Consider the following 24,212-nt stretch of genomic DNA (forward strand, 5'->3'; position numbering starts at 1 on the left):
TGCCCGCTACACAACCTACTACTGTCTTACAGAGAGCCCCTCCCAATAAGACTTGACCACCGCCACCAACAACGGTAGCGGTACGTGTCAACACATCCATACCCTCGTCTCGGATGAAGCGAGGTATCATTTTAGAATGAAACTTGATGGCTTCCCAAGCATTTAACCCTAGCGGATCCACCATCCCTGTTGGATTCGCCACATATCCATACAAATTAATCCCACCCAACAACCCAGTCGGATCTTGGCTAATAAACCGCCCCTGTTGCGGGTCGTAATACCGGTGGCGGTTGTAGTAGAGCCCGCTCTCTTCATCGTGCCACTTTCCTTGGAAGCGAATCGGCTGGTTGGTATTGCCGCGCTGATGTTTCACCGCCGCCCAGTCGTCAGGCTGAGCCTGCCATTAAGTTTTACTGTTAGCATGACTGAGACAAGCATGGTTTTAGTAAGCTACTAGCTTATTAGGAACTCGCTAGACGAATTGTTGCACTGTGAAAATTATTTAATAGTAACGATTCATACGAATGAAACAGCATTCCAACTAGTCTTGAATATAATTTAATATCTTCTTCTATTGTAAATCCAAAAACCAATAATAGGTAAAGCAACTGACAATAGAGATAAAAAAACTGAGGCAGTAGTCTTTTCGAAAACAAGCTCATTATGTACCGCATCAGCATTCAAAGCGGCTGTTATGGTTATAACTATGAATATAAAAGCAATCTTTTTCCTTTTAATCCTTTTAATCCTTTTGCCATTTGCAAGTAAAAACTTTATCAGCAAAGCTGTAAATACGAAAAAAAACAATGAATAGTATAAACCCATAATTTAATCCTCTTGAAGTAAATTGAGTTGTTTGTTTGCAGCATCACGTAAGCCAATACTCGATGGGACCGTTTCAAGCAATAACGAGTTTCGAGTTGCATTTTGATATGCTGGTATGAAATCCTTAGGCAAACTACGAAACAGCTTAAATGTTCCGGGGCTTTGTACAGGCCTTAATAACCCGCCAACTGAGGTACCCAAATTCGCACCGTCAACAGCTAAATTACCCCATTGTTCTCCAAGTTGATTTACAGCAGCTTCGCGTGCAAACCCATTTCCATTTTCTGAAAAGCCTTCTTGAATATTACTAACGCCAAGGCCTGCAATAGGCGCACCCGCTACACAACCTACTACTGTCTTACAGAGCGCTCCTCCCAATAAGACTTGACCACCGCCACCAACAACGGTTACGGTACGTGTCAACACAGCCATACCCTCGTCTCGGATGAAGCGAGGTATCATTCTAGAATGAAACTTGATGGCTTCCCAAGCATTTAACCCTAGCGGATCCGCCATCCCTGTTGGATTCGCCACATATCCATACAAATTAATCCCACCCAACAACCCAATCGGATCCTGACTAATGTACCTGCCTTGCTGCGGGTCGTAGTACCGGTGGCGGTTGTAATAGAGTCCACTTTCCTCATCGTGCCACTGGCCCTGAAAGCGGATCGGCTGCGCTGTGCTGCCGCGCTGATGTTTCACCGCCACCCAATCATTAGGCTGCGCCTGCCATTTCATTTCGCCATTAGGCGCAACCAACTGCATGGGCGTACCCAGCGCATCCGTGACGAAAGCGCTAAGCACTTGGCCCTGCTGGGTATCATCAATATGCAGCATGGGCACAAAACTGCCCGGCTCATACACGACCGTGGTGCGCTGACCGTCGCTTTCCTCGCGCACGATGCGGTCACCGTCCCATCCGTAGTGGGTGGTGGCGGTGGTACCGTTGGTGTGGCGGACGGTCTTGTTGATCCGGCGGCCCAGGCCATCGTAGCGGTAGGAGGCCTCCGTGGTATGGCCGTAGGCGCTGGTGTGGGTGAGGTGTACCAGACGGTTGGCGCCGTCGTAGCCCATTGTCAGGCGCTCGCCGTCCAGTTGTTGTTGCCCGCGCCATCAAAAAGGTAGCGGGTGCCGTTGAGTTGGCCCAGGCGGTTGTCGGAAAGCGCCTGCTGGCCATCCAGGCGGTTACCGGCGGCGTCTACTGTGTAGCGGTGGGCCTGGTCGCCATGCTGGCTGTCGGTGAGGCGCCCGGCGGCATCATAGCTGTATGCAACCACTTTGGCTTGATCGCCTTGCAGGGCGCGGAAGTTTATGCGGCCCAGGGCGTCGTACTGGTACTGCTGGCCGCCGCCTTGGGGCGCGCCGCGCAGAGTGAGGTGGTCCAGCTGGCCCAGTTCGGTATAGCCGCGCTCTAGAATGAGCGGCTGAGCCTGGTTGCTGCTACCCAAGGCCAGGCGGCGCTGAGTCTCTCGGTGCAGAGCGCCGGGCGTGAGTTCAATCTCGAAGTTTAGCTCGGGCGCGCTCAGGCCGTGCAGGTGGCCACTGCCGTAGGTGTGCCAGTTGAGCGCGGGCAGCTCGCCGAACTGGCTTTGTTGGGGTGCGCCGTTGGCGGTCAGGGTGTGGCGCTGTTGCCACTGCCAACCGCTGTCTCCCTCCATACTGACATGGTGCTGATGTTCACCGACCAGCCGTTGGGCATGATCGTATTGGAACGTTACTTCCCCATGGTCGTTGGTCACACTGACCAGTTGACCGTTGGCGCCCCAGCGGTAGTGTTCGCTGCTGGCCGGGGCGTGTTCGGTGGCCGGTAGATGGCGAGCGGTCAGGCGGCCAGCAGTATCGTAGTCGTAGTGCGTAGCCAGCGGCTGGCCGTCCGGACCTGTGCGGTGGGTTTCGGTGCGCTCGACCAACTGGCCCGCGTCGTCATAGCGGTACTGCTGTTCACGACCATCCGGACCGGTCTCGCTGGCCAGGCGGTCCATGTCGTCATAGGCAAAGCGATAGACTGCACCGTTGCCCAGGGTGAGTTCGTTCAGACGGCCGATGTCGTCATAGGCGGTATATTGATGGCTGCCGTCGGCCTCGATGCGCTGCACCGGGCGGCCGTGATCGTCAAAGAAGAACTGCTGGCGGAAGCCTTGCGGGCCTTCCAGCTCGACCAGCCGGCCCTGCGGGTCATAGTGATGGTGCCATCGGGCTGTTGAGTGGCAATACGGCGCTCTAACTCGTCGTGCTGAGTGCGGGTGGTTTCCCCTAGGGCGTTAGTGACACTGGCGAGAAAACCGTGGCGGTCGTAATCGTACGCGGTGCGCTGCTGGGAGCAGTCGATCTCGGCGGTGACCTGGCCCAGGGCGTTCCATTCGCGCTGGTGCGTCGCGCCCACCGCATCGGTGACCGTGGTAGGGCGGTCGGGCAGGCGTTCATCGTCATAGGCGAAGGCGGTAGTGCCTTCCGGCCCGGTGATCTCCAACTGCTGGCCGCGTTTGTTGCGGGTAATCTGCCAGCGCTGGTGCTCGGGTCCTTCGATACGCACGGTGTTGCCTAACGCATCGCGCTCCATCGTCCAACGCTGCCCATCCGGCGTGACCTGACCGATCACCTGGCCGTTCTCGTCGCGCTCGAACAGCGTCTCGCGGCCCAGCGGGGTGAGGGTGGCGATCTTGCGTCCGGCGCGGTCGTAGCGGAATTCGATCCGCGAGCCGCCCGGCCGACTCATTACTATTGTTTTTTGTTTTTTAAATCTGGAAGTAAAGCTTTTCAAACCCCTTTTTTCAAGCTATGAAATTAGGTTTATAATCTTGATATCAGCCAAAAATTAATCTTATTAAAACCAAGAGGATTTAAAGATAAATATCCAAAAACATATAAAGAAAATAAACATAATAACCCTAATTGTATCGTGCTTTTCTTTTACCAAGCCTCCCGAGTAAGTTAGCATCGGCATTACCCAGCCAAATAAAAAGGCGATAATTTGATAGTTGGCAAATGCGGCCATATAAAAATATTGCCAATGATCGATCAGGACTCGAAGTAATTGATCTTAAATCTCCAATTAACAGAAGGTTTAATAAAAAAATAGAAGAAACCCTGCGGCTTTTTTGTTTTTAATTGTCATAATCTTGCTCAATGTTACGTTCAGGTAAGACAAAAACATCATTAATCTTTTGGTTTACAAAGCCAACTCCAACGCCAGCTGCGTTACTGATTGAATCGCGGAAGAAAATACTTTTTTCATCATCAAGTTTACTACCTCAGAACCAACGATTGAACTTATGCCTGCAGAAGTATGCGTGTAATTTTCATCAGTAAAATCAATGCTAGCTGCAAAAATGCCAGTTGCTATAGAGGTTGTACCACATACAGTAGTCAGTGGTGGAACTAACGAGCATGCAGCAGCAAAGTTACTGATAGTTTCAGCGCTTTCTCGGGCAGTTGCTTTATCTACTCGCAACATTGCATCAGCAGCTTCTGCTTGTCTTCTGACCATATTCGATTGACTATTAGGCCCTCCCCCCAATCCGTAAGGGCCTGCGCTTCTTAATCCTAGTGCATCCACCATGCCCGTCGGATTCGTCACATACCCATATAAATTCGTACCACCACTTAACCCAATCGGATCCTGGCTAATATATACCGCCCCTGCTGCGGATCATAGTACCGGTGACGGTTATAATAGAGCCCACTCTCGTCATCCTGCCACTGGCCTTGAAAGCGAATCGGCTGCGCTGTATTGCCGCGAACGTTCTTCACCGCCGCCCAATCATCAGGCTGCGCCTGCCATTTCGTTTCGCCATTAGGCGCCACCAGTTGCACGGGCGTACCCAGCGCATCCGTGACGAAAGTACTAAGCACTTGGCCCTGTTGGCTATCGTCAATACGCAGCATGGGCATGAAGCTGCCCGGCTCGTAGACAATGGTCGAGCGCTGACTATCGCTTTCTTCCCGCACGATGCGGTCGCCGTCCCAGCCGTAGTGGGTGTTGGCAGTAGTGCCGTTGGTGTGGCGCACGGTCTTGCTGATCCGGCGGCCCAGGCCATCGTAGCGGTAGGCAGCCTCCGTGGTATGGCCGTAGGCGCTGGTGTGGGTGAGCTGTACCAGACGGTTGGCGCCGTCGTAGCCCATCGTCAGGCGCTCGCCGTCCGGTTGTTGCCGCTCGATCATGTTGCCCGCACCGTCGTAACGATAGCGAGTGCCGTTGAGCTGGCTTAGGCGGTTGTCGGAGAGCGCCTGCTGGCCATCCAGGCGGTTACCGGCGGCGTCTACCGCGTAGCGGTGGGCCTGGTCGCCGTGCTGGCTGCCGGTCAGGCGGCCGACGGCATCATAGCTGTACGCAATCACTTTGGATCGTTCACCTTGCAGGGCGCGGAAGCTCATGCGGCCCAGGGCGTCGTACTGGTACTGCTGGCCGCCGTTGGCTTGCGCGCCGCGCAGGGTGAGGTGGTCCAGCTGGCCAAGGTTGGTATAGCCACGCTCCAGAATCAGCGGTTGGGTCTGGTCGCCACTGCCGAGGCTGACGCGGCGCTGAGTCTCGCGGTGCAGGGCGTCGGGTTCCAGGGCGATGTCCAGGTTGAGGTCCGGGGCGCTCAACCCGTGCAGGTGGCCGCTGCCGTAGGTGTGCCAGTTCAGGGCGGGCAGGTCGCCGAGCTGACTCTGCTGCGGCGCGCCATTGGCGGTGAGGGTGTGGCGCTGTTGCCACTGCTAGGCTGTGTTTTCACTGATAGTGCCCTCCGGCATGCCACTGTTGCTCGCGATCAGTCGCTGGGCGTAGTCGTACTGGAACGTTACGTCACCATGGTCGTTGGTCACGCTGGCTAATTGACCGTTGGCGCCTCAGCGGTATGCTCGGTGCCGATCTGTGGCGAGCGATCAGGCGGCCCGCGGCATCATTACGCGTAGCGCGTCACCAGCGGTTGACTATTGAAGAAAATCTCATTTTTGCAATTTGCCTTTCATTTGGCAACCACTCACGGGACTAAAAAGAAAAACCACAATGTTTTACAACTCCTTGTTTTTAAATATTCTAATTCCAATCTTAATGAGTATCCATACACCAAAAACAATCACTGCTGAAGCTGGGATTATCCTTTCACTTCCCAATTGCATATTCTTGATCTCACCAGTTGCTAGTATATATATACCAAACATTATGAGAATAATGCTTATAAAAGCATTTAAAGTATTATCCTTAAGGGTTTTGCTCATTTTCCCCATTCCTCAGGGCTAAACACAGAGCCCATAATATAACCAACAATACCAGACTTGTTTGGTGAAGGTGGGACAGGCAAAGAGCTGCCTAAAACATCTAACGCCGCCCCTTGCACAGCCGGATTAGCTATTCCCACAGCCGCCCCTGGCGATACAGTTGCAACGCTACACATAGCTCTTAAGCTGAGTTGGTTAGCGCCAGTCGCTAATGCACTACCAGCACTTGGCGCTGCTAAAGCGGCTGATGCGGCAGGAAGAGTAATATCACTACGTGTTGCGCCCTGATACCTTAGTGCTCTTCCATGATTGGCATCTTTAGATAACGCTGACATGCGTGTTGGAAATATCGAGCCTAAAATACCTGGATTATAATCTCCACCTGTTATTACTTGGCCGCCTTGGACTGGCGAAGGGGATGGTGCAGCGTGTGCTAACGCTTGTCGGCCATATGCGGAACTGAAACTGCCCATGGCTGATTGAAACAACCCCAACGGATCAACCGCACCCGCCGGATTGTCGGGTCCCGCATGATTAATTACGCGCTTCCAAAATAATTCGGGCCTATCAGCCTGCCACTGCTTCATTGCACCAATCGGGGACCGATGGTGCAAGGCCTTTTGATTGATGTGGTGGTTGTACAGCCAGTTATAACGTTTGAGCGTGGTTTCCAGGTCTTCCAGAGAGTCGAACCGGTGTGTGTTCAGGACGTCGCTTATACGGCCATTAAAGCGCTCGACCATGCCGTTCGTTTGAGGCCGATAGGGCGTGATCAGCCGATGATCAATGCCATGCTGGCGACAGAACTTATCGACTTTATGCTTGTCACTGGGCTCCCGTTCACCGCCGGAAGTAAAGCGATCAGTAAATGTCTTGCCGTTATCGGTGAGCAGCGTCTTGATCTTGAAGGGCGCACGCTGATGGACATGGCGTAGAAAAACGTCGGCATCTTGTGCGGACTGATGTTGACGTACCTCAAGATAGACCCAGCGGGTAGCGCGATCGATAGCCACGAAAAGGTAACGCTTGCGGTTCTCGTCGGGCATTTGAGGAGGTGTTTAACGTCGACATGGATATATCCCGGCGTATAGGCCTTGAAAGGCTTATGAGTCGGAGCTTGATCCGCTTTCTCCTGCTTTTTCAGGGCCGCGAGACTGGGTAAGCCACGACGTTTCAACAGGCGCTGTAGGGCGGAACGCGAGAGATCCGGGTGCAGGAATTCTCTGGCGACCACCAACAGATCGTCGACGCTCAGCCGCAGGTATTCCCGCAGGGCCACGACAATTTCTTCCTGGGCAGGAGATAGCGTCGTGAGCAAGTTGTGCCGTGTGTGAGGCAGATCATGTTGCGTCTCTCGATAGCGCCACCGGGCAATCGTGGGGCAAGAAACACGATAACGCGGCGCTAATTCACTATCGCTAATCGAGGCGGGAGCCTGTTGGATCTCGCGGCGAATGCGTGGGGTAGTGGTCGCTGTCTTATGTAGCTTAATGTCCATCTCGCTGCTCCTGAATAAAGTAAGCAATGAGGTCACGTGCTGCCAACAGAGGATAGCTCTTATGATTTAATCTATCATCCGGCCTCTTACACATACCTATTGTTTAAGATATCGGGAAAATTTAACTATAATAGTCAAGTATCACCGATGCAAAAGCAGAAAAATAAAGGCTTATAAAAAATATTACTTTTCAAAAGCTATCATTTATCGGTACTCCCATTACTTGAGGATATAAGAATAAGATTATCATCCATGCCGCGAAATACTCTCTGTATAGAAATAAACCTGACCATAAAAAGAAACAGAAAACTGAGACTAATATTTTCACAGGGGGTTTGGTTTCCATGAAACATTACCTAAAGAGCCCGGTAAACAACGTTCCTCTTGCCTTTATCATATGATCCAAAGAGCTAAATTGCTCCATTCGTTTAAACCTCAGGCTAAACATGATACCTGCCACTTAGTAGCATTAAAAGAGTTGCTAATATTACGAATAAAGAAATAGCTACACAGGTTTTTAAATAGATATTATATTCTCCATGGAAATGCCAATGTGTTGCAGTTATTAATGTTACTCCAACCATTATGTATAAGGCTGCTAAATTTTTATTGATATAAATAACATATGAAAATGAGTTGAATTTTATAGCAAACCACAACCAGTGGAAAAGTTTATCTAAACCAAAATAGCAATATAAAATTAGAGTTAAGCAAGTGAGCAAGTGCGCAAAGTACATATTAATCATTCCCCATCACTGTGATACGACCATATCTTCTTAGTTGCTCTTTTCTTGGGCCAAATGGATTACGACTCTTGGAGTTTACTGTTACTGAGTCAGTTGCTGTAGAAAGTACAGCTTCTCTCACTGTCAACCAGTTGCTAGCATCAGTCGCTGCTATACAACCAATAGTCATGCCCGGCCTATGAAGTCGAAATAAATCTCTACCAGACTCTTCGTGAATATCATCGCCATAATTTGAATCTCGGGATTCTAAACGAAAAAAATCTGGGTCAGGATGTTCTAGGATGTCATACTCTCCATCGGGTATAGGCTTACCAAAAGGCTTTCCTCCGGATTGGAATACTCCCCTTGTTTCTATGCCAGTATTGCTATCAATTAGAACTAAATCACCAGTTGAAACGTCAAATGTCCCAACAACTTCTAACCCCAGCGGATCCACCATCCCCGTCGGATTGGACACATACCCGTACAAGTTAGTGCCACCCCTCAACCCAATCGGATCCTGACTAATATACCGCCCCTGCTGCGGATCATAGTACCGGTGGCGATTGTAGTACAGCCCGCTTTCTTCATCATGCCACTGGCCCTGAAAGCGAATCGGCTGACTCGCACTGCCGCGAACGTTCTTTACCGCCGCCCAATCATCAGGCTGGCCCTGCCACTGAATGTCGCCGTTAGCAGCCACGAGCTGCATCGGTGTACCAATCGCATCCGTGACGAAGGCGCTGAGCGCCTGGCCTTGTTGGGTCTCATCAATACGCAGCAGGGGCACAAAACTACCCGGCTCGTAGACGATGGTCGAGCGCTGACTATCGCTTTCTTCCCGCACGATGCGGTCGCCGTCCCAGCCGTAGTGGGTGGTGGCGGTGGTGCCGTTGGTGTGGCGCACGGTCTTGCTGATCCGGCGGCCCAGGCCATCGTAGCGGTAGGCGGCCTCCGTGGTATGGCCGTAGGCGCTGGTGTGGGTGAGCTGTACCAGACGGTTGGCGCCGTCGTAGCCCATCGTCAGGCGCTCGCCGTCCGGTTGTTGCCGCTCGATCATGTTGCCCGCACCGTCGTAACGATAGCGAGTGCCGTTGAGCTGGCTTAGGCGGTTGTCGGAGAGCGCCTGCTGGCCATCCAGGCGGTTACCGGCGGCGTCTACCGCGTAGCGGTGGGCCTGGTCGCCGTGCTGGCTGCCGGTCAGGCGGCCGACGGCATCATAGCTGTACGCAATCACTTTGGATCGTTCACCTTGCAGGGCGCGGAAGCTCATGCGGCCCAGGGCGTCGTACTGGTACTGCTGGCCGCCGTTGGCTTGCGCGCCGCGCAGGGTGAGGTGATCCAGTTGGCCGAGGTTGGTGTAGCCGCGCTCCAGGATCAGCGGTTGAGTCTGGTCGCCACTGCCAAGGCTGACGCGGCGCTGAGTCTCGCGGTGCAGGGCGTCGGGTTCCAGGGCGATGTCAAGATTCAGGTCCGGCGCGCTCAATCCGTGCAGGTGGCCACTGCCGTAGGTATGCCAGTTCATTGCGGGCAGGTCGCCGAACTGACTCTGCTGCGGGGCGCCGTTGGCGGTCAGGGTATGCTGCTGTTGCCACTGCCAGGCTTGGCCGCCCTCAAGGGACGTATGGCGCTGCTGCTCGCCGACCAGCCGCTGGGCGTGGTCGTAAGCGAACGTGACCTCGCCGTGATCACTGGTCACGCTTGTGAGCTGACCGTTAACGCCCCACTGGTACTGCTCGGCGCTTGCCGGGGCAGACTCGGTGGCGGGCAGATGGCGCGCTACAAGTCGTCCGGCGGCGTCGTACTCATAGCGCGTAGCCAGCGGCTGACCATCCGGGCCTGCTCGGTTGGTTTCAATACGCTCGACCAACTGGCCCGCTTCATCGTAGCGGTACTGCTGCTCGCGGCCGTCCGGACCGGTCTCGCTGGCCAGGCGGTCCATGTCGTCATAGGCAAAGCGATAGACCGCGCCGTTGCCCAGGGTGAGTTCGTTCAGGCGGCCGATGTCGTCATAGGCGGTGAACTGGTGGCTGCCGTCGGCCTCGATGCGCTGGGCCGGGCGGCCGTGGTCGTCAAAGAAGAACTGCTGGCGGAAGCCTTGTGGGCCTTCCAGCTCGACCAGGCGACCTTGCGGGTCATAGTGGTGGTGCCAGTAGAGGCCATCGGGCTGTTGGGTGGCAATCCGCTGCCCCCGCTCGTCGTGCTGGGTGCGGGTGGTCTCGCCTAGCGCATTCGTGACGCTGGCCAGGTAGCCGTGGCGGTCGTAATCGTACTCGGTGCGCTGCTGGGAGCAGTCGATCTGGGCGGTGACCTGGCCCAGGGCGCTCCACTCGCGCTGGTGCGTCGCGCCCACCGCATCGGTGACCGTGGTGGGGCGGTCGGGCAGGCGCTCGTCGGTGTAGGCGAACGTGGTGGTGCCTTCGGGGCCGCTAACCGTCACGGGATTGCCGCGTTCGTCACGTTCAACCTGCCACTGTTGATCGGCGGGGCCTTCCATGCCCACGGTATTGCCTAGCGCATCGCGCTCCATGGTCCAGTGCTGACCATCCGGCGTGACCTGACCGATCACCTGACCATTGCTGTCGCGCTCGATCAGCGTCTCACGTCCCAGCGGGTCCACCGTGGCGACTTTTTGCCCGGCGCGGTCGTAGCGAAACTCGATGCGTGAGCCGTCAGCACGGGTGTGGGCAGTCCAGCGCTGGCCGGGGCCACTGCCCATGAAGTAGTACTGCTCTTCACGGCCCAGGCTGTCGGTGACCTGGGTGTGATCGACGTGATAGGTGTAGCGTCGGGCAAGGCCGCCCACTTCCTGCTGGCCGACCACGCGGCCGTCCGGGGCGTGGCGGTCCCAGGTGTAGCGGGCTTCCATACCGCCGGGCACGCGGTGAGCAATCAGCATGTGATCCTGCCACTCGAACTCGCGCACCACTTCGCCATGGCGGTGGCGTACGGCGAGCAGGTCACCGGCTGCGCTGAACGAGTAGCGCACCAGCCAGTCGTCCTGAGCGCTGCCGTCATGGTCCTGCACCAGTGTGACGCCGGTCAGGCGCTGGCCAGCATCGTCGGCCTGCCTGGGCAGCAGGGCATCGTAGACGAACTGATAATGACGCCCGGCGCTGTCGATGGCGCGTACCAACACGCCATTGTCCCACTGGTACGCCGTGGTATAGCCGTTGCGGTCGCGCTCTTCGATTAGCGGCCAGCGTGTGCTGGCCTCCTCGGGGCGGGCAAACACGTAGTAAAGACCGCTGGTATCGCTGAGCACGATGCGTTCGGGGTCGTCGCGCAGCGTCTCGTCCAGCGCCTGCCAGCGGGGATCGTTATCCACTGCGTGGTCTTGAGACACTACTGTGCCCCCACGGCGTATCCACAGCTGTTCGGTGGGCGAGAAGCGCGCCTGACCGGGGTCGAGGGGGCCAAAGGTAATTTGTCGCCCCTGGGCGTCGTGGATAATGCAGGCGTCATCTTCCAGGGTAATGGCCAGACTTTCGCCGGGCAATGACCAGCCCTGGCCGAGTACGCCGATCCGTGCGTTGCTGGAGAGGTACCCACGGCTGAACACAAAAGGGCGTGGTGCGGGCAGCGCAAAATCGGTTTCGGCGGGGAGCAGCTTGGCGCCTAACAGCGGGTTCACCGGGCTGCCGACGGCGGGTTCACAGGCGCTACAGTCGTCGGCCAGGCCATCGGTGATGTCGATGTCCTCCAGCGCCAGGGGCGTGGCCGCGGCAATGTCGCTGCTCAGCAGTGGCGTCTGGTGCGGCTCGAGGGTGACGTCGTCGCTCTCTTCCGGCTCCGCTTCGCCCGGTAGGCGGGGCAGCACGATCGCCTGCCCCTGGCCACGGCCCGGGCTGCCGCCGGAGTTGATTTTCACCTGCGAACCCACAATGGTCACACCACTGGGATCGAGTTTTACAAAACTGCCGCCGGCCTTGAGGGTGATCTCCGCCCCGGCTTCGATCACGACCTGAGAACCTGCCTTGTAGTGCACTTCACGGCCCACTTCCAACAGCTGCGAATCGCCGTAGAACTCGTGGCGGGTCTGATCCACCTGAAGATGGTCATCGCCTTTTACCTGGGTAAAGCGGTCGTTGTGTACCGTCAGGTGGTCGTCGTTGTGAATTTCGGTCAATCGATTGCGGTGCAGCTTCAGATGGCTGTCGCGGCGAATTTCTTCGGTGCGGTCGTTGAGTGTCAGAAGCTCCAGGTCTTTCTGGGCGTGGAGCCAGATCTGTTCCTCGCCCGCTTCATCTTCAAAGCGCAGTTCGTTGAAGCCGTCGGCCTTGTGGCTCTGGGTGCGCAGCACCGTGCGCGTCTTGTGCTCGGGCAGCGGGTAGGGGGCGGTGTTGACGGCGTGATAGGTACGCCCGGTGACCAGCGGCTGGTCCGGATCGCCTTCCAAAAAGGAAACGATCACCTCGTGGCCGATGCGCGGTATGGCAATGCTGCCGTAGCCGCCCCCTGCCCAGCCCTGAGCCACGCGCACCCAACAACTGGCGGTTTCGTTGGGTTCGGCGTAGCGGTCCCAGGGGAACTGTACTTTTACGCGGCCGTGTTCGTCGCAGTAAATTTCCTCGCCTTCGGGGCCGACCACAAACGCGACCTGGGGGCCGTCCACGCGGGGTTTGGGATTGGGCGTGGGGCGCCAGGTCTGGTCGCGGGGCATCAGCTCGACGCTGTTGTGGTAGCGGGTCATTTGCTCGCCCGCTTGATCCGAGGTGGCGCTACCGCGCGCCATGCCGTCCTCTTCCAGCGCCTGGGGCTGCTCGCCAACATGCACTACACCCAGTACCTGCCAGTCCTGATTGAGGCTCTCCACGTCGTGGTCGGTCAGGGTGAAGCAAATGCCCGGCGCCAGTTCGGGCAGGTCGCTCTCGGCCTCGGCCACCAGTGCATCGGCGCGTAGAGATTCCAGTCGGTGGCGGGTAAACGGCTTGCCGGAGCCATCCTTCTTGTAGCGGCCCGGGTAGTCGAAGTGTTCGTAATCCTCACGCTGAGCGTGCTTGCCTAGCCCTGGCGGCTGATGTTCATGCAATTGGGCGTAGGCCGGGTTTTGAAAGGTGTAGTCCTTGAGCATGGCAGACGCCGGGCGTACCCGGCTGACCTGGCGCAGCTTACGCAGATGGCGCCGGGGCGGCGTGCCGCCCGCGCGGCTGTGGTAGGTGCGCTCACCGACGCTTGGGAGCACCGCGGTGGCATCGGCAAACACCAGCCGGTGGGCGCCGCCTTCGGCGTTTTCGAACTCGTGAAAATAGAAGCAGCCCTCTTCGGCAGCCAGGCGTTCGATAAACGCCAGATCGGTTTCCCGGTACTGCACCAGGTACTCCCGCTCAAGCGGGGTACGCGTGGTGGCAAAGCCGATATCCGTCAGGCCGCGCTCGTCGGCAAGCGTTGTGATCGCATCGTAAGGGGCCGCGTTCTGAAAAAAACGCGAATTGTGGCGTAAAGAAAGCCGCCACAGCGCCGGGCGAATCACCACGTGATAAAACGAGCGCCGGTGGCCGCGGTCACCCTGGGCAAACTCACTCACAATGCCGTGAATACGGCGCAGCGGCTCGCCATCCTGCCAAATAGTCAGGGTAGCGGTCTTATCCAGGCAGTTGACAGGCGAAAGGTCGTGAGCGCGGCTGGCAAACTCGACAGAGAGCGAAAACGGTTCGGAAAGGGCTTCGCGGTGGGTAAAGCGGACAACGGCGGTGTCGTCTGCCCCGGGCAGGGCAAGAGTAAATTGAAGGCCTGTACCGTCTGCCATTGCACCGCTCCCTGGATTCTTCGCTACGTATAAGACGGCTTAGAGTAGCGACATGAGTGGAGAGGGCAACCCCTGAGAGGCAAGTGGCGTTGATCTCTTACAGGGTTGTAAGAGATTGCTTACAAAATTACAGATATTGCGGTACAGGAACGGGACATGAAAACGCCGCCGGATGGTGGGCAGCCAACCATAAAGCTGCCCAACAAGAGCGCACTTGTCAAAACGATAGAGCAGTAAGCGTGCCGGTTAACGCTCATGGCCACGAGGAATAACAGGTGTGAGTCCTTCGGCACGCATTTGCTCGCGCATTTCTATCGGAGAGAGCGGAGGAAATTCAACGCCACGTTCGATCATCATATCGCGAAGCTGAATAAATTGGTCACGCATAGGGCCAGGCTGAATATCTTGAATTTTTAAATGAACGCCCCAGGCAGGTGTAACCCCCGTTCTTAAACGGATATTAGGATCAGCGCCTTGCTCGAGTAAATACATGGCTATTTCAGGTTTAGTGCCTGTTGTACTGCTATCAAAGGGACTGCTGCCTTTTCCATCATTTAGCCGGTAATGTATGTCGGCACCACGTTCCACCAGTAATTTGATATGCTCCAACGTACCACTTGTAATGGTGCTGAATATAAGCGGGTAGCCTGTATCGTTTCCATCGTTACCCGCTGAATCATTGGGAGATAACCCGCCGTCCAGCATGGCGTTGAGATACTCAGTGCCTGGTTTTCGAAGGGCTTGACCAAGAGGCGTGCCGCCGCCCTCAACGGGGCTTTCATTGGGATGTACACCTAGCTCGACCAGCGTTCGGATAGCGTCGGTATTTTCCTGTAGTAGCGCAAACCACATCAAGGTAATTTGCCTGTCGCCGCGAGCGTGAAGGTCGATGCCCCGCTCGACCCCTTGGCGTAAGGCTTCCATATCATTGCGTTCAATGGCTTCGGCCATTGCTAATTGGGGGCCCTGAAAGAAGTCGGTAGCGGTATAGGAACGGGTCATAAAAACGCCGTTGGATGGTGGGTAGCCAAACGTGAAGCTGCCCAACAAGAGCACGCTTATCAAAACGATAGAGCCATAAGCGTACCGGCTAACGGTCATGACCAAAAGGCACAACAGGTGTGAGTCCTTCGGCACGCATTTGCTCACGTACCTCTAGCGGTGAGGGCGGAGGAAATTCAACGCCGCGTTCGATCATCATATCGCGGAGCTGAATAAAGTGGTCACGCATAGGACCAGGCTGAATATCCTGGATTTTTAAATGAACGCCCCAAGCTGGTGTAACCCCCGTGCTTAAACGGATAGTAGGGTCAGCGCCCTGCTCAAGTAAATACATGGCTACTTCAGGTTTCGTGCCTAGTGTACTGCTATCAAAGGGATTGCTGCCTTTTCCATCGTCCAGCCGATAATGTATGTCCGCGCCACGTTCCACCAGTAATTTAATATGCTCCAATGTACCACTTATAAGGGTGCTGAATATAAGTGGATAGCCGGTATCGCGGCCATCGTTACCCGCTGCATCATTGGGAGATAACCCGCCGTCCAGCATGGCGTTGAGATACTCAGTGCCGGGTTTTCGAAGAGCTTGACCAAGAGGCGTGCCGCCGCCCTCAACGGGGCTTTCATTGGGATGCACACCTAGTTCAACCAGCGTTCGGATAGCGTCGGTATTTTCCTGTAGCAGCGCAAACCACATCAAGGTGATCTGTTTGTCACCTCGAGCGTGAAGATCAATGCCGTGCTCGGCCCCTTGGCGCAAGGCTTCCATATCATTGCGTTCAATGGCTTCGGCCATTTCCAACTGAGGGCCCTGAAAGAAGTCGGTAGCGGTATAGGAACGGGTCATAAAAACGCCGCTGGATGGTGGGCAGCCAACCATGAAGCTGCCCAATAAGAGCAGGCTTATCAAAACGATAGAGCCATAAGCGTAATGGTTAACGTTCAAGGCCACTGGGCACAACAGGTGTGAGTCCTTCGGCACGCATTTGCTCACGTACCTCTAGCGGTGAGGGCGGAGGAAACTCAACGCCGCGTTCGATCATCATATCTCGGACCTGGGCGAACCCTTCACGTACAGGGCCACTTCGATTTGAAAGACGATTATGAATTCGCCAAGCTGTTGTGACACCTGTAGGTAGTCGGATGTTTGGTTCTGCGCCTTGTTTAAGTAGATACATGGCGATTTCGGGTTTAGTGCCTGTTGCGCTACTATCAAAAGGGCTGCTGTCCTTTCCATCATTAAGTCGGTAATTTATGTCGGCGCCACGTTCCACCAGTAATTTAATATGCTCCAACGTACCACTTGTAAGGGTTCTAAATATAAGCGGGTAGCCTGTATCGTTGCCATCGTTGCCCGCTGAATCATTGGGGGATAACCCACCGTCCAGCATGGCTTTGAGATACTCAGTGCCGGGTTTTCGAAGAGCTTGACCAAGAGGCGTGCCGCCGCCCTCAACGGGGCTTTCATTAGGATGTACACCTAGCTCGACCAGCGTTCGAATGGCGTCAGTATTTTCCTGTAGCAGCGCAAACCACATCAAGGTGATCTGTTTATCACCTCGAGCGTGAAGATCGATGCCCCGCTCGGCCCCTTGGCGTAAGGCTTCCATATCATTGCGTTCAATGGCTTCGGCCATTGCTAATTGGGGGCCCTGAAAGAAATCGGTAGCGGTATAGGAACGGGTCATGGAAACGCCGCTGGATGGTTGGCAGCCAAACATGAAGCAGCCCAGCAAGAGCACGCTTATCAAAACGATAGGGCCATAAGCGTACCGGCTAACGCTCATGACCAAAAGGCACAACAGGTGTTAAACCCTCGGCACGCATTTGTTCACGTACTTCAGCAGGCGAAGGTGGAGGAAACTTTACACCGCGCTCGATCATCATATCGCGTAGTTGAATAAATTGGTCACGTGTAGGCCCAGATTGAAGATCTTGAGTTTTTAAATAAACTCCCCAAGCAGTGGTAGCACCTGTGCTAAGGCGAATGTTCGGCTCTAAGCTCTGTTCAAGTAAGTAAATAGCGATTTCAGGTCTTGTGCCTAACGTACTATGATCAAATGCACTTTTACCATTTCCTTCGTGAAGCCTATAATTTATATCTGCTCCGTACTCAATCAGTAATTTTACATGTTCCAGCGTACCACTCGTAATGGTACTAAAAATCAGTGGATAGTCAGTATCGTTTCCCTCATTATCCACTGAATCATTGGATGATAATCCGCCGTCCAGCATGGCCTTAAGATACTTGGTGTCGGTCTTTTGAATAGCCTGGCCAAGAGGCGTGCCGCCGCCCTCAACGGGGCTTTCATTGGGATGTACACCTAGCTCGACCAGCGTTCGGATGGCGTCGGTATTCTCCTGTAGCAACGCAAACCACATCAAGGTGATCTGTTTGTCGCCGCGGGCGTGAAGGTCGATGCCTTGCTCGGCTCCTTGGCGCAAGGCTTCCATATCATTGCGTTCAATGGCCTCGGCCATTTCTAACTGAGGGCCCTGAAAGAAGTCAGTAGCGGTATAGGAACGAGACATGGAAGCTCCGTTGAATGATTGGTAGCTAGCTACAGCTAAACCGGTCAACAATAGTGTTACAAGTAATATGAAACCTGATCGTATATTTTGGCCTGTAATGCGCATATCACTGTTTCCTCCGATCAGCAGTGATGTCCAGTGGCTTCGGCAAGATTGCGCTGATCGAAAGACTTTTGCACTTCAAGCCCTTCAATCACTTGCGCCATGCTATGGCGGTCGATGCGATTGATGCCGCGTCCTGGTAATTCATGCGGGGTTCCAACAGCGTTCGGAAGATTTTCAGCAAGTTTTTCGTGAATCCATCCTACAGGGTTCGGTATGGCGAAACCTGAGCTCAACCTGTTTTCTTGTAAGGAAGTCAGAACCTCGCCTTTAACTCGATAAGCAGTGATATTTTCTTGCGCGGAGGTATGCAATGGCCCCCCATACCGTTCAACAGTATTGGGATGCAGGCCAGCAGCATTAAAAGTAGTAGCATCCATGCCACTTGTACGCGAAGCAGCTGATGCTGTACCACCACCTAAAGAATGTCCAGTAATATGAACCTTTGCGCCAGAGCGTTTGATTGTATCTCCTAGCTCGACAGCCCGCTTATAATAATCGGAATATTGGTCACGTCCTTGGGCAATATTGTTGAGCCAATCCTCTCTTGATGTAGTGCCTTTAAAAACCAGCGCTGGTTCAAATACGTTACCAAAAACTTCTGAGTTGGCTACGTACATGCCTGCCCGAAAGTCGCTGTTATCAGGCTTTAACTCTTTAAGGGAACTAATGTCTGCTCGTTTAAGCACTTGTACATTATTACTCACATCTTCCCAGCCCACTGGCGGGGGCTGGCTAGGGTCATATATATGCTGAGCCAGCCTGGCGTGTTCGACGGCCAGATTATTACGTTCAAAGCGTGCTGCACTTGCCAGCAGAGAACTACGCTGGTCATTACGTTCAGGCAATGCAGAGGCTTGCTCCCTTGCAGCCGTTATTTGACCCTGGCGGCATCGCCAGCGTTGAGCTTTTTCGTGAAGCGCGGCGTCTAGCGTGGCCTCTTCTTCAATCTCTTCGTTCCCTTTAAAACTTGTTTCAGGCTCCTCGTTTTCATTTAGCGCTTGATTGGCTGCCCAACCCACTGAAGCGACTACGGCGTCTTCTAGAAGGGGGCTTTGATGAGGTTCCAGGGTGGCATCATCGCTTACCTCAGGGGTTGTTTCACCAGGACTCATGGGCGCTTTTGACTGTTGTCCACTACCGTTGCCTGGGCTACCCCCCGAATTGACTCGCACCTCGGGTCCTACGATGGTGACGCCGCTGGCATCTAGTTTGATAAAGCTACTGCCTGCTTTCAGTGTGATTTCATCACTGGCTTCCAGCACGGCCTTTTGGCCTGATTTTATATGCAGCTCACGACCACTTTCGCTTAGCCAAGCCTGGCCTGTGTTCACATGCAGGGAGCCTTCAATGCTGAAGTACTGTGCGCCTTTAATCTGCGTATGGCGGTTGCTATGCACCGTCAGGTGGTCGTCGTTGTGAATTTCGGTCAAGCGATTGCGGTGCAGCTTCAGATGGCTATCGCGGCGGATCTCTTCAGTGCGGTCGTTGAGCGTCAGCAGTTCCAGGTCTTTCTGGGCGTGGAGCCAGATCTGTTCCTCACCCGCTTCATCTTCAAAGCGCAGTTCGTTGAAGCCGTCGGCCTTGTGGCTCTGGGTGCGAATGACCGTGCGCGTCTTGTGCTCGGGCAGCGGGTACGGGGCGGTGTTCACCGCGTGATAGGTACGCCCGGTGACCAGCGGCTGGTCCGGATCGCCTTCCAGAAAGGAAACGATCACCTCGTGGCCAATGCGCGGTATGGCAATACTGCCGTAGCCGCCGCCTGCCCAGCCCTGAGCCACGCGCACCCAGCAGCTGGCGGTTTCATTGGGTTCGGCGTAGCGGTCCCAGGGGAACTGTACTTTTACGCGGCCGTGTTCGTCACAGTAAATTTCCTCGCCTTCCGGGCCGACCACAAACGCCACCTGGGGGCCGTCCACGCGGGGTTTGGGGTTGGGCGTGGGGCGCCAGGTCTGGTCCCGGGGCATTAGCTCGATGCTGTTGTGGTAGCGGGTCATCTGCTCGCTAGCCTGGTCTGACGTCGCGCTACCGCGCGCCATGCCGTCCTCTTCCAGCGCCTGGGGCTGCTCGCCAACATGCACTACACCCAGTACCTGCCAGTCCTGGTTGAGGCTCTCCACGTCGTGGTCGGTCAGGGTGAAGCAGAGGCCCGGTGCCAGTTCGGGCAGGTCACTTTCGGCCTCGGCCACCAACGCATCGGCGCGCAGGGATTCCAGCCGGTGGCGGGTAAACGGCTTGCCGGAGCCATCTTTCTTATAGCGGCCCGGGTAGTCGAAGTGTTCGTAATCCTCACGCTGAGCGTGCTCACCTAGCCCCGGCGCCTGATGTTCATGCAATTGGGCGTAGGCCGGGTTTTGAAAGGTGTAGTCCTTGAGCATGGCAGACGCCGGGCGTACCCGGCTGACCTGGCGCAGCTTACGCAGATGGCGCCGGGGCGGCGTGCCGCCCGCGCGACCGTGGTAGGTGCGCTCACCGACGCTTGGGAGCACCACGGTGGCATCGGCAAACGCCAGCCGGTGGGTGCCACCTTCGGCGTTTTCGAACTCGTGAAAGTAGAAGCAGCCCTCTTCGGCGGCCAGGCGTTCGATAAACGCCAGATCGGTTTCCCGGTACTGCACCAGGTACTCCCGCTCGAGCGGGGTACGTGTGGTGGCAAAGCCGATATCCGTCAGGCCACGCTCGTCGGCAAGTGTTGTGATCGCATCGTAAGGGGCCGCGTTCTGAAAAATACGCGAATTGTGGCGTAAAGAAAGCCGCCACAACGCCGGGCGAATCACCACGTGATAAAACGAGCGCCGATGGCCCCGGCCGCCCTGGGCAAACTCACTCACAATGCCGTGAATACGGCGCAGCGGCTCGCCATCCTGCCAAATAGTCAGGGTAGCGGTCTTATCCAGGCAGTTGACAGGCGAAAGGTCGTGAGCGCGGCTGGCAAACTCGACAGAGAGCGAAAACGGCTCAGAAAGGGCTTCACGGTGGGTAAAGCGGACAACGGCGGTGTCGTCTGCCCCGGGCAGGGCAAGAGTAAATTGAAGACCTGTACCATCTGCCATTGCACCGCTCCCTGGATTCTTCGCTACGTATAAGACGGCTTAGAGTAGCGATATGAGTGGAGAGGGCAACCCCTGAGAGGTATGTGGCGTTGATCTCTTACAGGGTTGTAAGACATGGCTTACAAAGCTCAAGATGCAATTGACGATCAGGATTGTGGAAAAACAACCTATAAAAAGAGCAATCGCCCCTAAAACGGCAAATGCAGCGAGGCGCTGAGTTGATTGAGATGGCTTAGCGTCGGCGCATCTACGCGCTCATATTCCAAGCGCGTGACCATCTGGTTAAGCGTCATGGTGGCACCAAAGCCTTGAAGCCAGGCGGTGCCGCCTTCGTCTGCACCCTGAAGCTCATGGGTGTCGCCGCGCCACTCGGTCAGGCCAGATTTAGCGTACATGCTAAAAGCGCCCATACGTACGCCCGCTACAATGGCACCGCCTAAACTAAGCGTATCCATAATCATTGGTGACATGCTGGAGGCAATCGGAACTTCTTCGCTTTCGCGGTAGGCGATTTCAGCGCCAAGATCCAATTGAGGGAGTTGCCAAGGGCTAAAACCAGCGGTTACTCGAAAGCCTGATGTGTAGGTGTCCAGGCTGCTTAAGTCGCTGCCTTCCAGCACCACACCATTGTCCAGTTGCAGGAGTTCACTGTTGGGTGAGGCATACGCGATCACCGGCAACGTGTCATTGGCGGTAGCGGTGAGTAAAGGTAGGGTTGAACCAACAACGCTGTACAGGAGTACCCCAGCCAAGCGTTTCATTGATGTTCCTCATCCTTGGTCTTGATTGTTATCTTAGGGTTTGTACGAAAAGTCGCTGAGCGAAGGCCAGACAAGGCAAAAATCAGCGAAAAAACGGAGTTTACATGAGTAAATGAGTATTTTGAGCTGATTTTTAACGCCGTATGGTCGAGCGCAAGCAGTTTTCGTACAAAGCCTAACCAGCATAGCAAGAGGCTTTAACTTCTACCAAATTAATTGCGCGGTTTTGGAGGTTAAACACCAGATTTTTGCCCATTTCTATAAAGCGCTCACCAAAGACCCATTGGGGGGACAAGACAGATGCCCGGGGCGTTTGCTCCTTTCTTCTCTGGCGTTCACGCCACTCCAGCGCTCTATCACTCCAGTCAACGTTATGCTCGACAATAAAACCACAGCAGCTTAATTGCTCAATGAGCGTTTCATGGCTAAGCAGGCAGGAGTGAACGGGCGTTGCCGCCCAGGGAACAGGGTAGCGCAAGGCCTCTGCATTTTGGCCGCTAACGACTTCGTGCATTACCAACTGCCCACCGGGGCGCAGTACACGGTAGCTCTCGGTAAGTGCCTCGTTAACGTTGGGCATGTTCAACAGGCTGTGCTGAAACACAAGCGCATCAAAGCTGTTATCGGCAAAGGGGAGGGCGCAAGCATCACCGGTTACCCAATTTAGCGAGGCGCTCTGAGAAGATGCCAGCGTGCTAAGCGTTTTATTAAGTGCGTTAAAACGGTGGGTGATGTCCAGGCCGGTCATGTGAAAACCTAACGCCGACCCTTGGCGCATTAATCCTCCCAGCCCCGAGCCAATATCCAATACCCGTAGATGAAGGGCTGGGTCCAGCAGGGCGAGCAGCCGGGCGGAGGCCGTTACGCCGCCTATATGAAGTTGGTCCAGCGGTGCTAACTGATGCAGAGTAGGCCCCGCAGGGTAATAGCGTTGAATCTGCGCTAGCACCTCGGCATCGCGTAGCCCTTGCTGATAATGCGCCGCTAAAGACATTGTCACAATGATGACTCGTCGCCCAACCCCAATTCCTGAATCGAGATTTCGCGCATCTTGAATTTCTGGATTTTGCCGGTCACGGTCATGGGGAATTCATCGACGAATTTAAAGTAGCGGGGGATCTTGAAGTGGGTGATCTTGCCTTTACAGAACTCACGTAGATCTTCACCGCTAATCTCTCCCGCCGTGGCGTTGGGTTTTACCCAGGCAACCAACTCCTCACCATACTTTTTGTCGGGTACGCCGGTGACCTGCACATCGGAAATCGCCGGGTGGGTATACAGAAACTCTTCGATTTCTTTGGGGTAGACGTTTTCGCCCCCGCGAATCACCATGTCTTTAATGCGCCCTACGATCTGAATATAACCCTCTTCATCCATGGTGGCCAGGTCGCCGGTATGCATCCAGCCGGATTCGTCGATGGCCTCACGCGTAGCTTGCTCGTTGTTCCAGTATTTAAGCATGACGCTATAGCCCCGGGTACACAGCTCGCCGATTTCACCGCGAGGTAAGATGGCACCATTGCCGGGATCAACGATTTTGCTTTCCAGGTGCGGCTGGGTACGACCCACGGTGGAAACCCGCTTTTCAATAGTGTCATTGGCACCCGTTTGGGTAGAGACCGGGCTGGTTTCAGTCATTCCGTAGGCGATCTGTACGCCCTTCATGTTCATCTTGTTGATGACTTGTTTCATGATTTCGGCCGGGCAAATCGAGCCTGCCATGATGCCGGTACGCAGTGAAGAGAGGTCGGTGTTGGCAAACTCGGGGTGGTCCAGCTCGGCGATAAACATGGTGGGCACGCCATAAAGCGCAGTGGCTTTTTGTTCGTGTACGGCTTTGAGTACTTTGCCGGGGTCAAAGCCTTCATCGGGGTAAATCATCGCCGCGCCATGGGTCATACAGCCCAGGTTGCCCATGACCATGCCGAAGCAGTGATAAAGCGGCACCGGGATGACCAAGCGATCTTCGCTGGTAAAGCCCATGCTTTCGGCCACAAAAAAGCCGTTATTGAGAATATTGTGGTGGGAAAGCGTGGCGCCTTTCGGAAAGCCAGTGGTGCCCGAGGTGTATTGAATATTGATCGGGTCATCAAACTGAAGGGTGCTTTGCAGATCGTTGACGTCGGTTTGGCTAACCTTGGCCGACTCCAGCATCAAATCTGACCAGCGCCACATGCCGGGATGCTTGTCGACGCTTAAGTTAATCACGCACTCAAGCTGGGGCAGCTTTAGCGATTTAAGCGCGCCTTCCGTACTGGTTTTAAGCTCCGGCGCCAGTTCATAGAGCATGTCGCGATAGTTAGAGTTTTTAAAGCTATCCGCGCTGACCAAAAAGCGCGCGCCGGATTGGTTAAGTGCATACTCAAGCTCATGAGTGCGGTAGGCCGGGTTGATGTTGACTAAAATGGCACCGATTTTGGCGGTGGCGAATTGGGTTAATGTCCACTCGCTGCAGTTAGGCGCCCACATACCGACCCGATCACCACACTTCACGCCAATGGCAAGCAACGCGCGGGCGCAGCGGTTCACCTCTTCGTGAAGCTCGCGATATCGCCAATGAATGTTCTGGTGCAGCACAATCAGAGCGTCGTTATCGGGATATTGCGCGGCGATTTGGTCAAATTTATCGCCGATAGTCATGCCAATCAGCGGTTTGTCAGCGGTACTGCTGGCATAGCTGGGCAGGGCTTGGGTAGATAGGCTGGGGTCATGTAGCGCCATGATGTCTCTCCGTATTTTTTATTGTCTGATCGAACAGGTCGC

Annotated in this window: 16 protein-coding genes and 3 pseudogenes; 1 reads left to right on the plus strand and 18 read right to left on the minus strand. The window is 55.0% G+C overall.

Features of this window, described 5'->3' with window-relative positions; translation table 11 throughout:
• The 6 genes from ACT3T6_RS11660 to ACT3T6_RS11685 all read right to left on the minus strand — a co-directional run.
• Positions 1-373: RHS repeat-associated core domain-containing protein (locus tag ACT3T6_RS11660; RefSeq protein WP_444614687.1), on the minus strand; the 373-nt coding region annotated here is incomplete at its 3' end.
• 455 nt (positions 374-828) lie between these two features.
• Positions 829-1,902, minus strand: coding sequence for an RHS repeat-associated core domain-containing protein (locus ACT3T6_RS11665; RefSeq protein WP_193056309.1), 1,074 nt, complete (start codon positions 1,900-1,902; stop codon positions 829-831).
• 2 nt (positions 1,903-1,904) lie between these two features.
• On the minus strand, positions 1,905-2,810 hold the full coding sequence (locus ACT3T6_RS11670) for a hypothetical protein (RefSeq protein WP_444625948.1): 906 nt from the start codon (positions 2,808-2,810) through the stop codon (positions 1,905-1,907).
• Between the two features lie 50 nt (positions 2,811-2,860).
• Entirely contained in the window at positions 2,861-3,589 is a 729-nt protein-coding gene (locus ACT3T6_RS11675) for a hypothetical protein (RefSeq protein WP_444625949.1), read from the minus strand.
• A 408-nt stretch (positions 3,590-3,997) separates the two neighbouring features.
• Entirely contained in the window at positions 3,998-4,387 is a 390-nt protein-coding gene (locus tag ACT3T6_RS11680; RefSeq protein WP_226911984.1) for a hypothetical protein, read from the minus strand.
• A 44-nt stretch (positions 4,388-4,431) separates the two neighbouring features.
• Entirely contained in the window at positions 4,432-5,415 is a 984-nt protein-coding gene (locus ACT3T6_RS11685) for an RHS repeat-associated core domain-containing protein (RefSeq protein WP_226911985.1), read from the minus strand.
• A gap of 3 nt (positions 5,416-5,418) precedes the next feature.
• On the opposite strand from ACT3T6_RS11685, the gene ACT3T6_RS11690 reads away from it, so the two are divergent.
• Positions 5,419-5,643 carry a hypothetical protein gene (locus ACT3T6_RS11690; protein WP_264299219.1) on the plus strand — a complete coding sequence of 75 codons (225 nt, stop codon included), beginning with the start codon at positions 5,419-5,421 and terminating at the stop codon, positions 5,641-5,643.
• A 180-nt stretch (positions 5,644-5,823) separates the two neighbouring features.
• On the opposite strand, the gene ACT3T6_RS11695 is transcribed toward ACT3T6_RS11690, so the two are convergent.
• The 12 genes and pseudogenes from ACT3T6_RS11695 to ACT3T6_RS11750 all read right to left on the minus strand — a co-directional run bounded on the left by ACT3T6_RS11695 (position 5,824) and on the right by ACT3T6_RS11750 (position 24,170).
• Positions 5,824-6,030, minus strand: a complete 207-nt coding sequence (locus ACT3T6_RS11695) for a hypothetical protein (protein WP_193054022.1) — start codon at positions 6,028-6,030, stop codon at positions 5,824-5,826.
• Positions 6,031-6,548: 518 nt separating this feature from the next.
• Positions 6,549-7,528: pseudogene (locus tag ACT3T6_RS11700) on the minus strand (DDE-type integrase/transposase/recombinase); the annotation flags it as partial.
• 738 nt (positions 7,529-8,266) lie between these two features.
• Positions 8,267-11,887: an RHS repeat-associated core domain-containing protein gene (locus ACT3T6_RS11705; RefSeq protein WP_319643841.1), complete on the minus strand. Its 3,621-nt coding sequence runs from the start codon at positions 11,885-11,887 to the stop codon at positions 8,267-8,269.
• A 105-nt stretch (positions 11,888-11,992) separates the two neighbouring features.
• Positions 11,993-14,002: pseudogene (locus tag ACT3T6_RS11710) on the minus strand (type VI secretion system Vgr family protein); the annotation flags it as partial.
• Positions 14,003-14,248: 246 nt separating this feature from the next.
• Positions 14,249-15,004 carry an ankyrin repeat domain-containing protein gene (locus ACT3T6_RS11715; protein WP_193054938.1) on the minus strand — a complete coding sequence of 252 codons (756 nt, stop codon included), beginning with the start codon at positions 15,002-15,004 and terminating at the stop codon, positions 14,249-14,251.
• Positions 15,005-15,092: 88 nt separating this feature from the next.
• The gene (locus tag ACT3T6_RS11720; protein WP_193054939.1) at positions 15,093-15,848 is read right to left on the minus strand and encodes an ankyrin repeat domain-containing protein; all 756 of its coding nucleotides are present in this window, start codon (positions 15,846-15,848) and stop codon (positions 15,093-15,095) included.
• Between the two features lie 88 nt (positions 15,849-15,936).
• Complete coding sequence (locus ACT3T6_RS11725) at positions 15,937-16,689, minus strand: ankyrin repeat domain-containing protein (RefSeq protein WP_193054940.1); 753 nt, start codon at positions 16,687-16,689, stop codon at positions 15,937-15,939.
• Positions 16,690-16,777: 88 nt separating this feature from the next.
• Entirely contained in the window at positions 16,778-17,533 is a 756-nt protein-coding gene (locus ACT3T6_RS11730) for an ankyrin repeat domain-containing protein (protein ID WP_193054941.1), read from the minus strand.
• Between the two features lie 1,145 nt (positions 17,534-18,678).
• Positions 18,679-20,688 (minus strand): annotated as a pseudogene (locus ACT3T6_RS11735) (type VI secretion system Vgr family protein); the annotation flags it as partial.
• Between the two features lie 188 nt (positions 20,689-20,876).
• On the minus strand, positions 20,877-21,449 hold the full coding sequence (locus ACT3T6_RS11740) for a hypothetical protein (RefSeq protein WP_193054109.1): 573 nt from the start codon (positions 21,447-21,449) through the stop codon (positions 20,877-20,879).
• 175 nt (positions 21,450-21,624) lie between these two features.
• Positions 21,625-22,443, minus strand: coding sequence for a class I SAM-dependent methyltransferase (locus ACT3T6_RS11745; protein WP_193054164.1), 819 nt, complete (start codon positions 22,441-22,443; stop codon positions 21,625-21,627).
• Positions 22,444-22,445: 2 nt separating this feature from the next.
• On the minus strand, positions 22,446-24,170 hold the full coding sequence (locus tag ACT3T6_RS11750) for an AMP-binding protein (RefSeq protein WP_193054110.1): 1,725 nt from the start codon (positions 24,168-24,170) through the stop codon (positions 22,446-22,448).
• Positions 24,171-24,212 lie beyond the last annotated feature (42 nt).

This window comes from Halomonas sp. 72 (genome assembly GCF_052379785.1).
Classification (GTDB): Bacteria; Pseudomonadota; Gammaproteobacteria; order Pseudomonadales; family Halomonadaceae; genus Vreelandella; species Vreelandella citrativorans.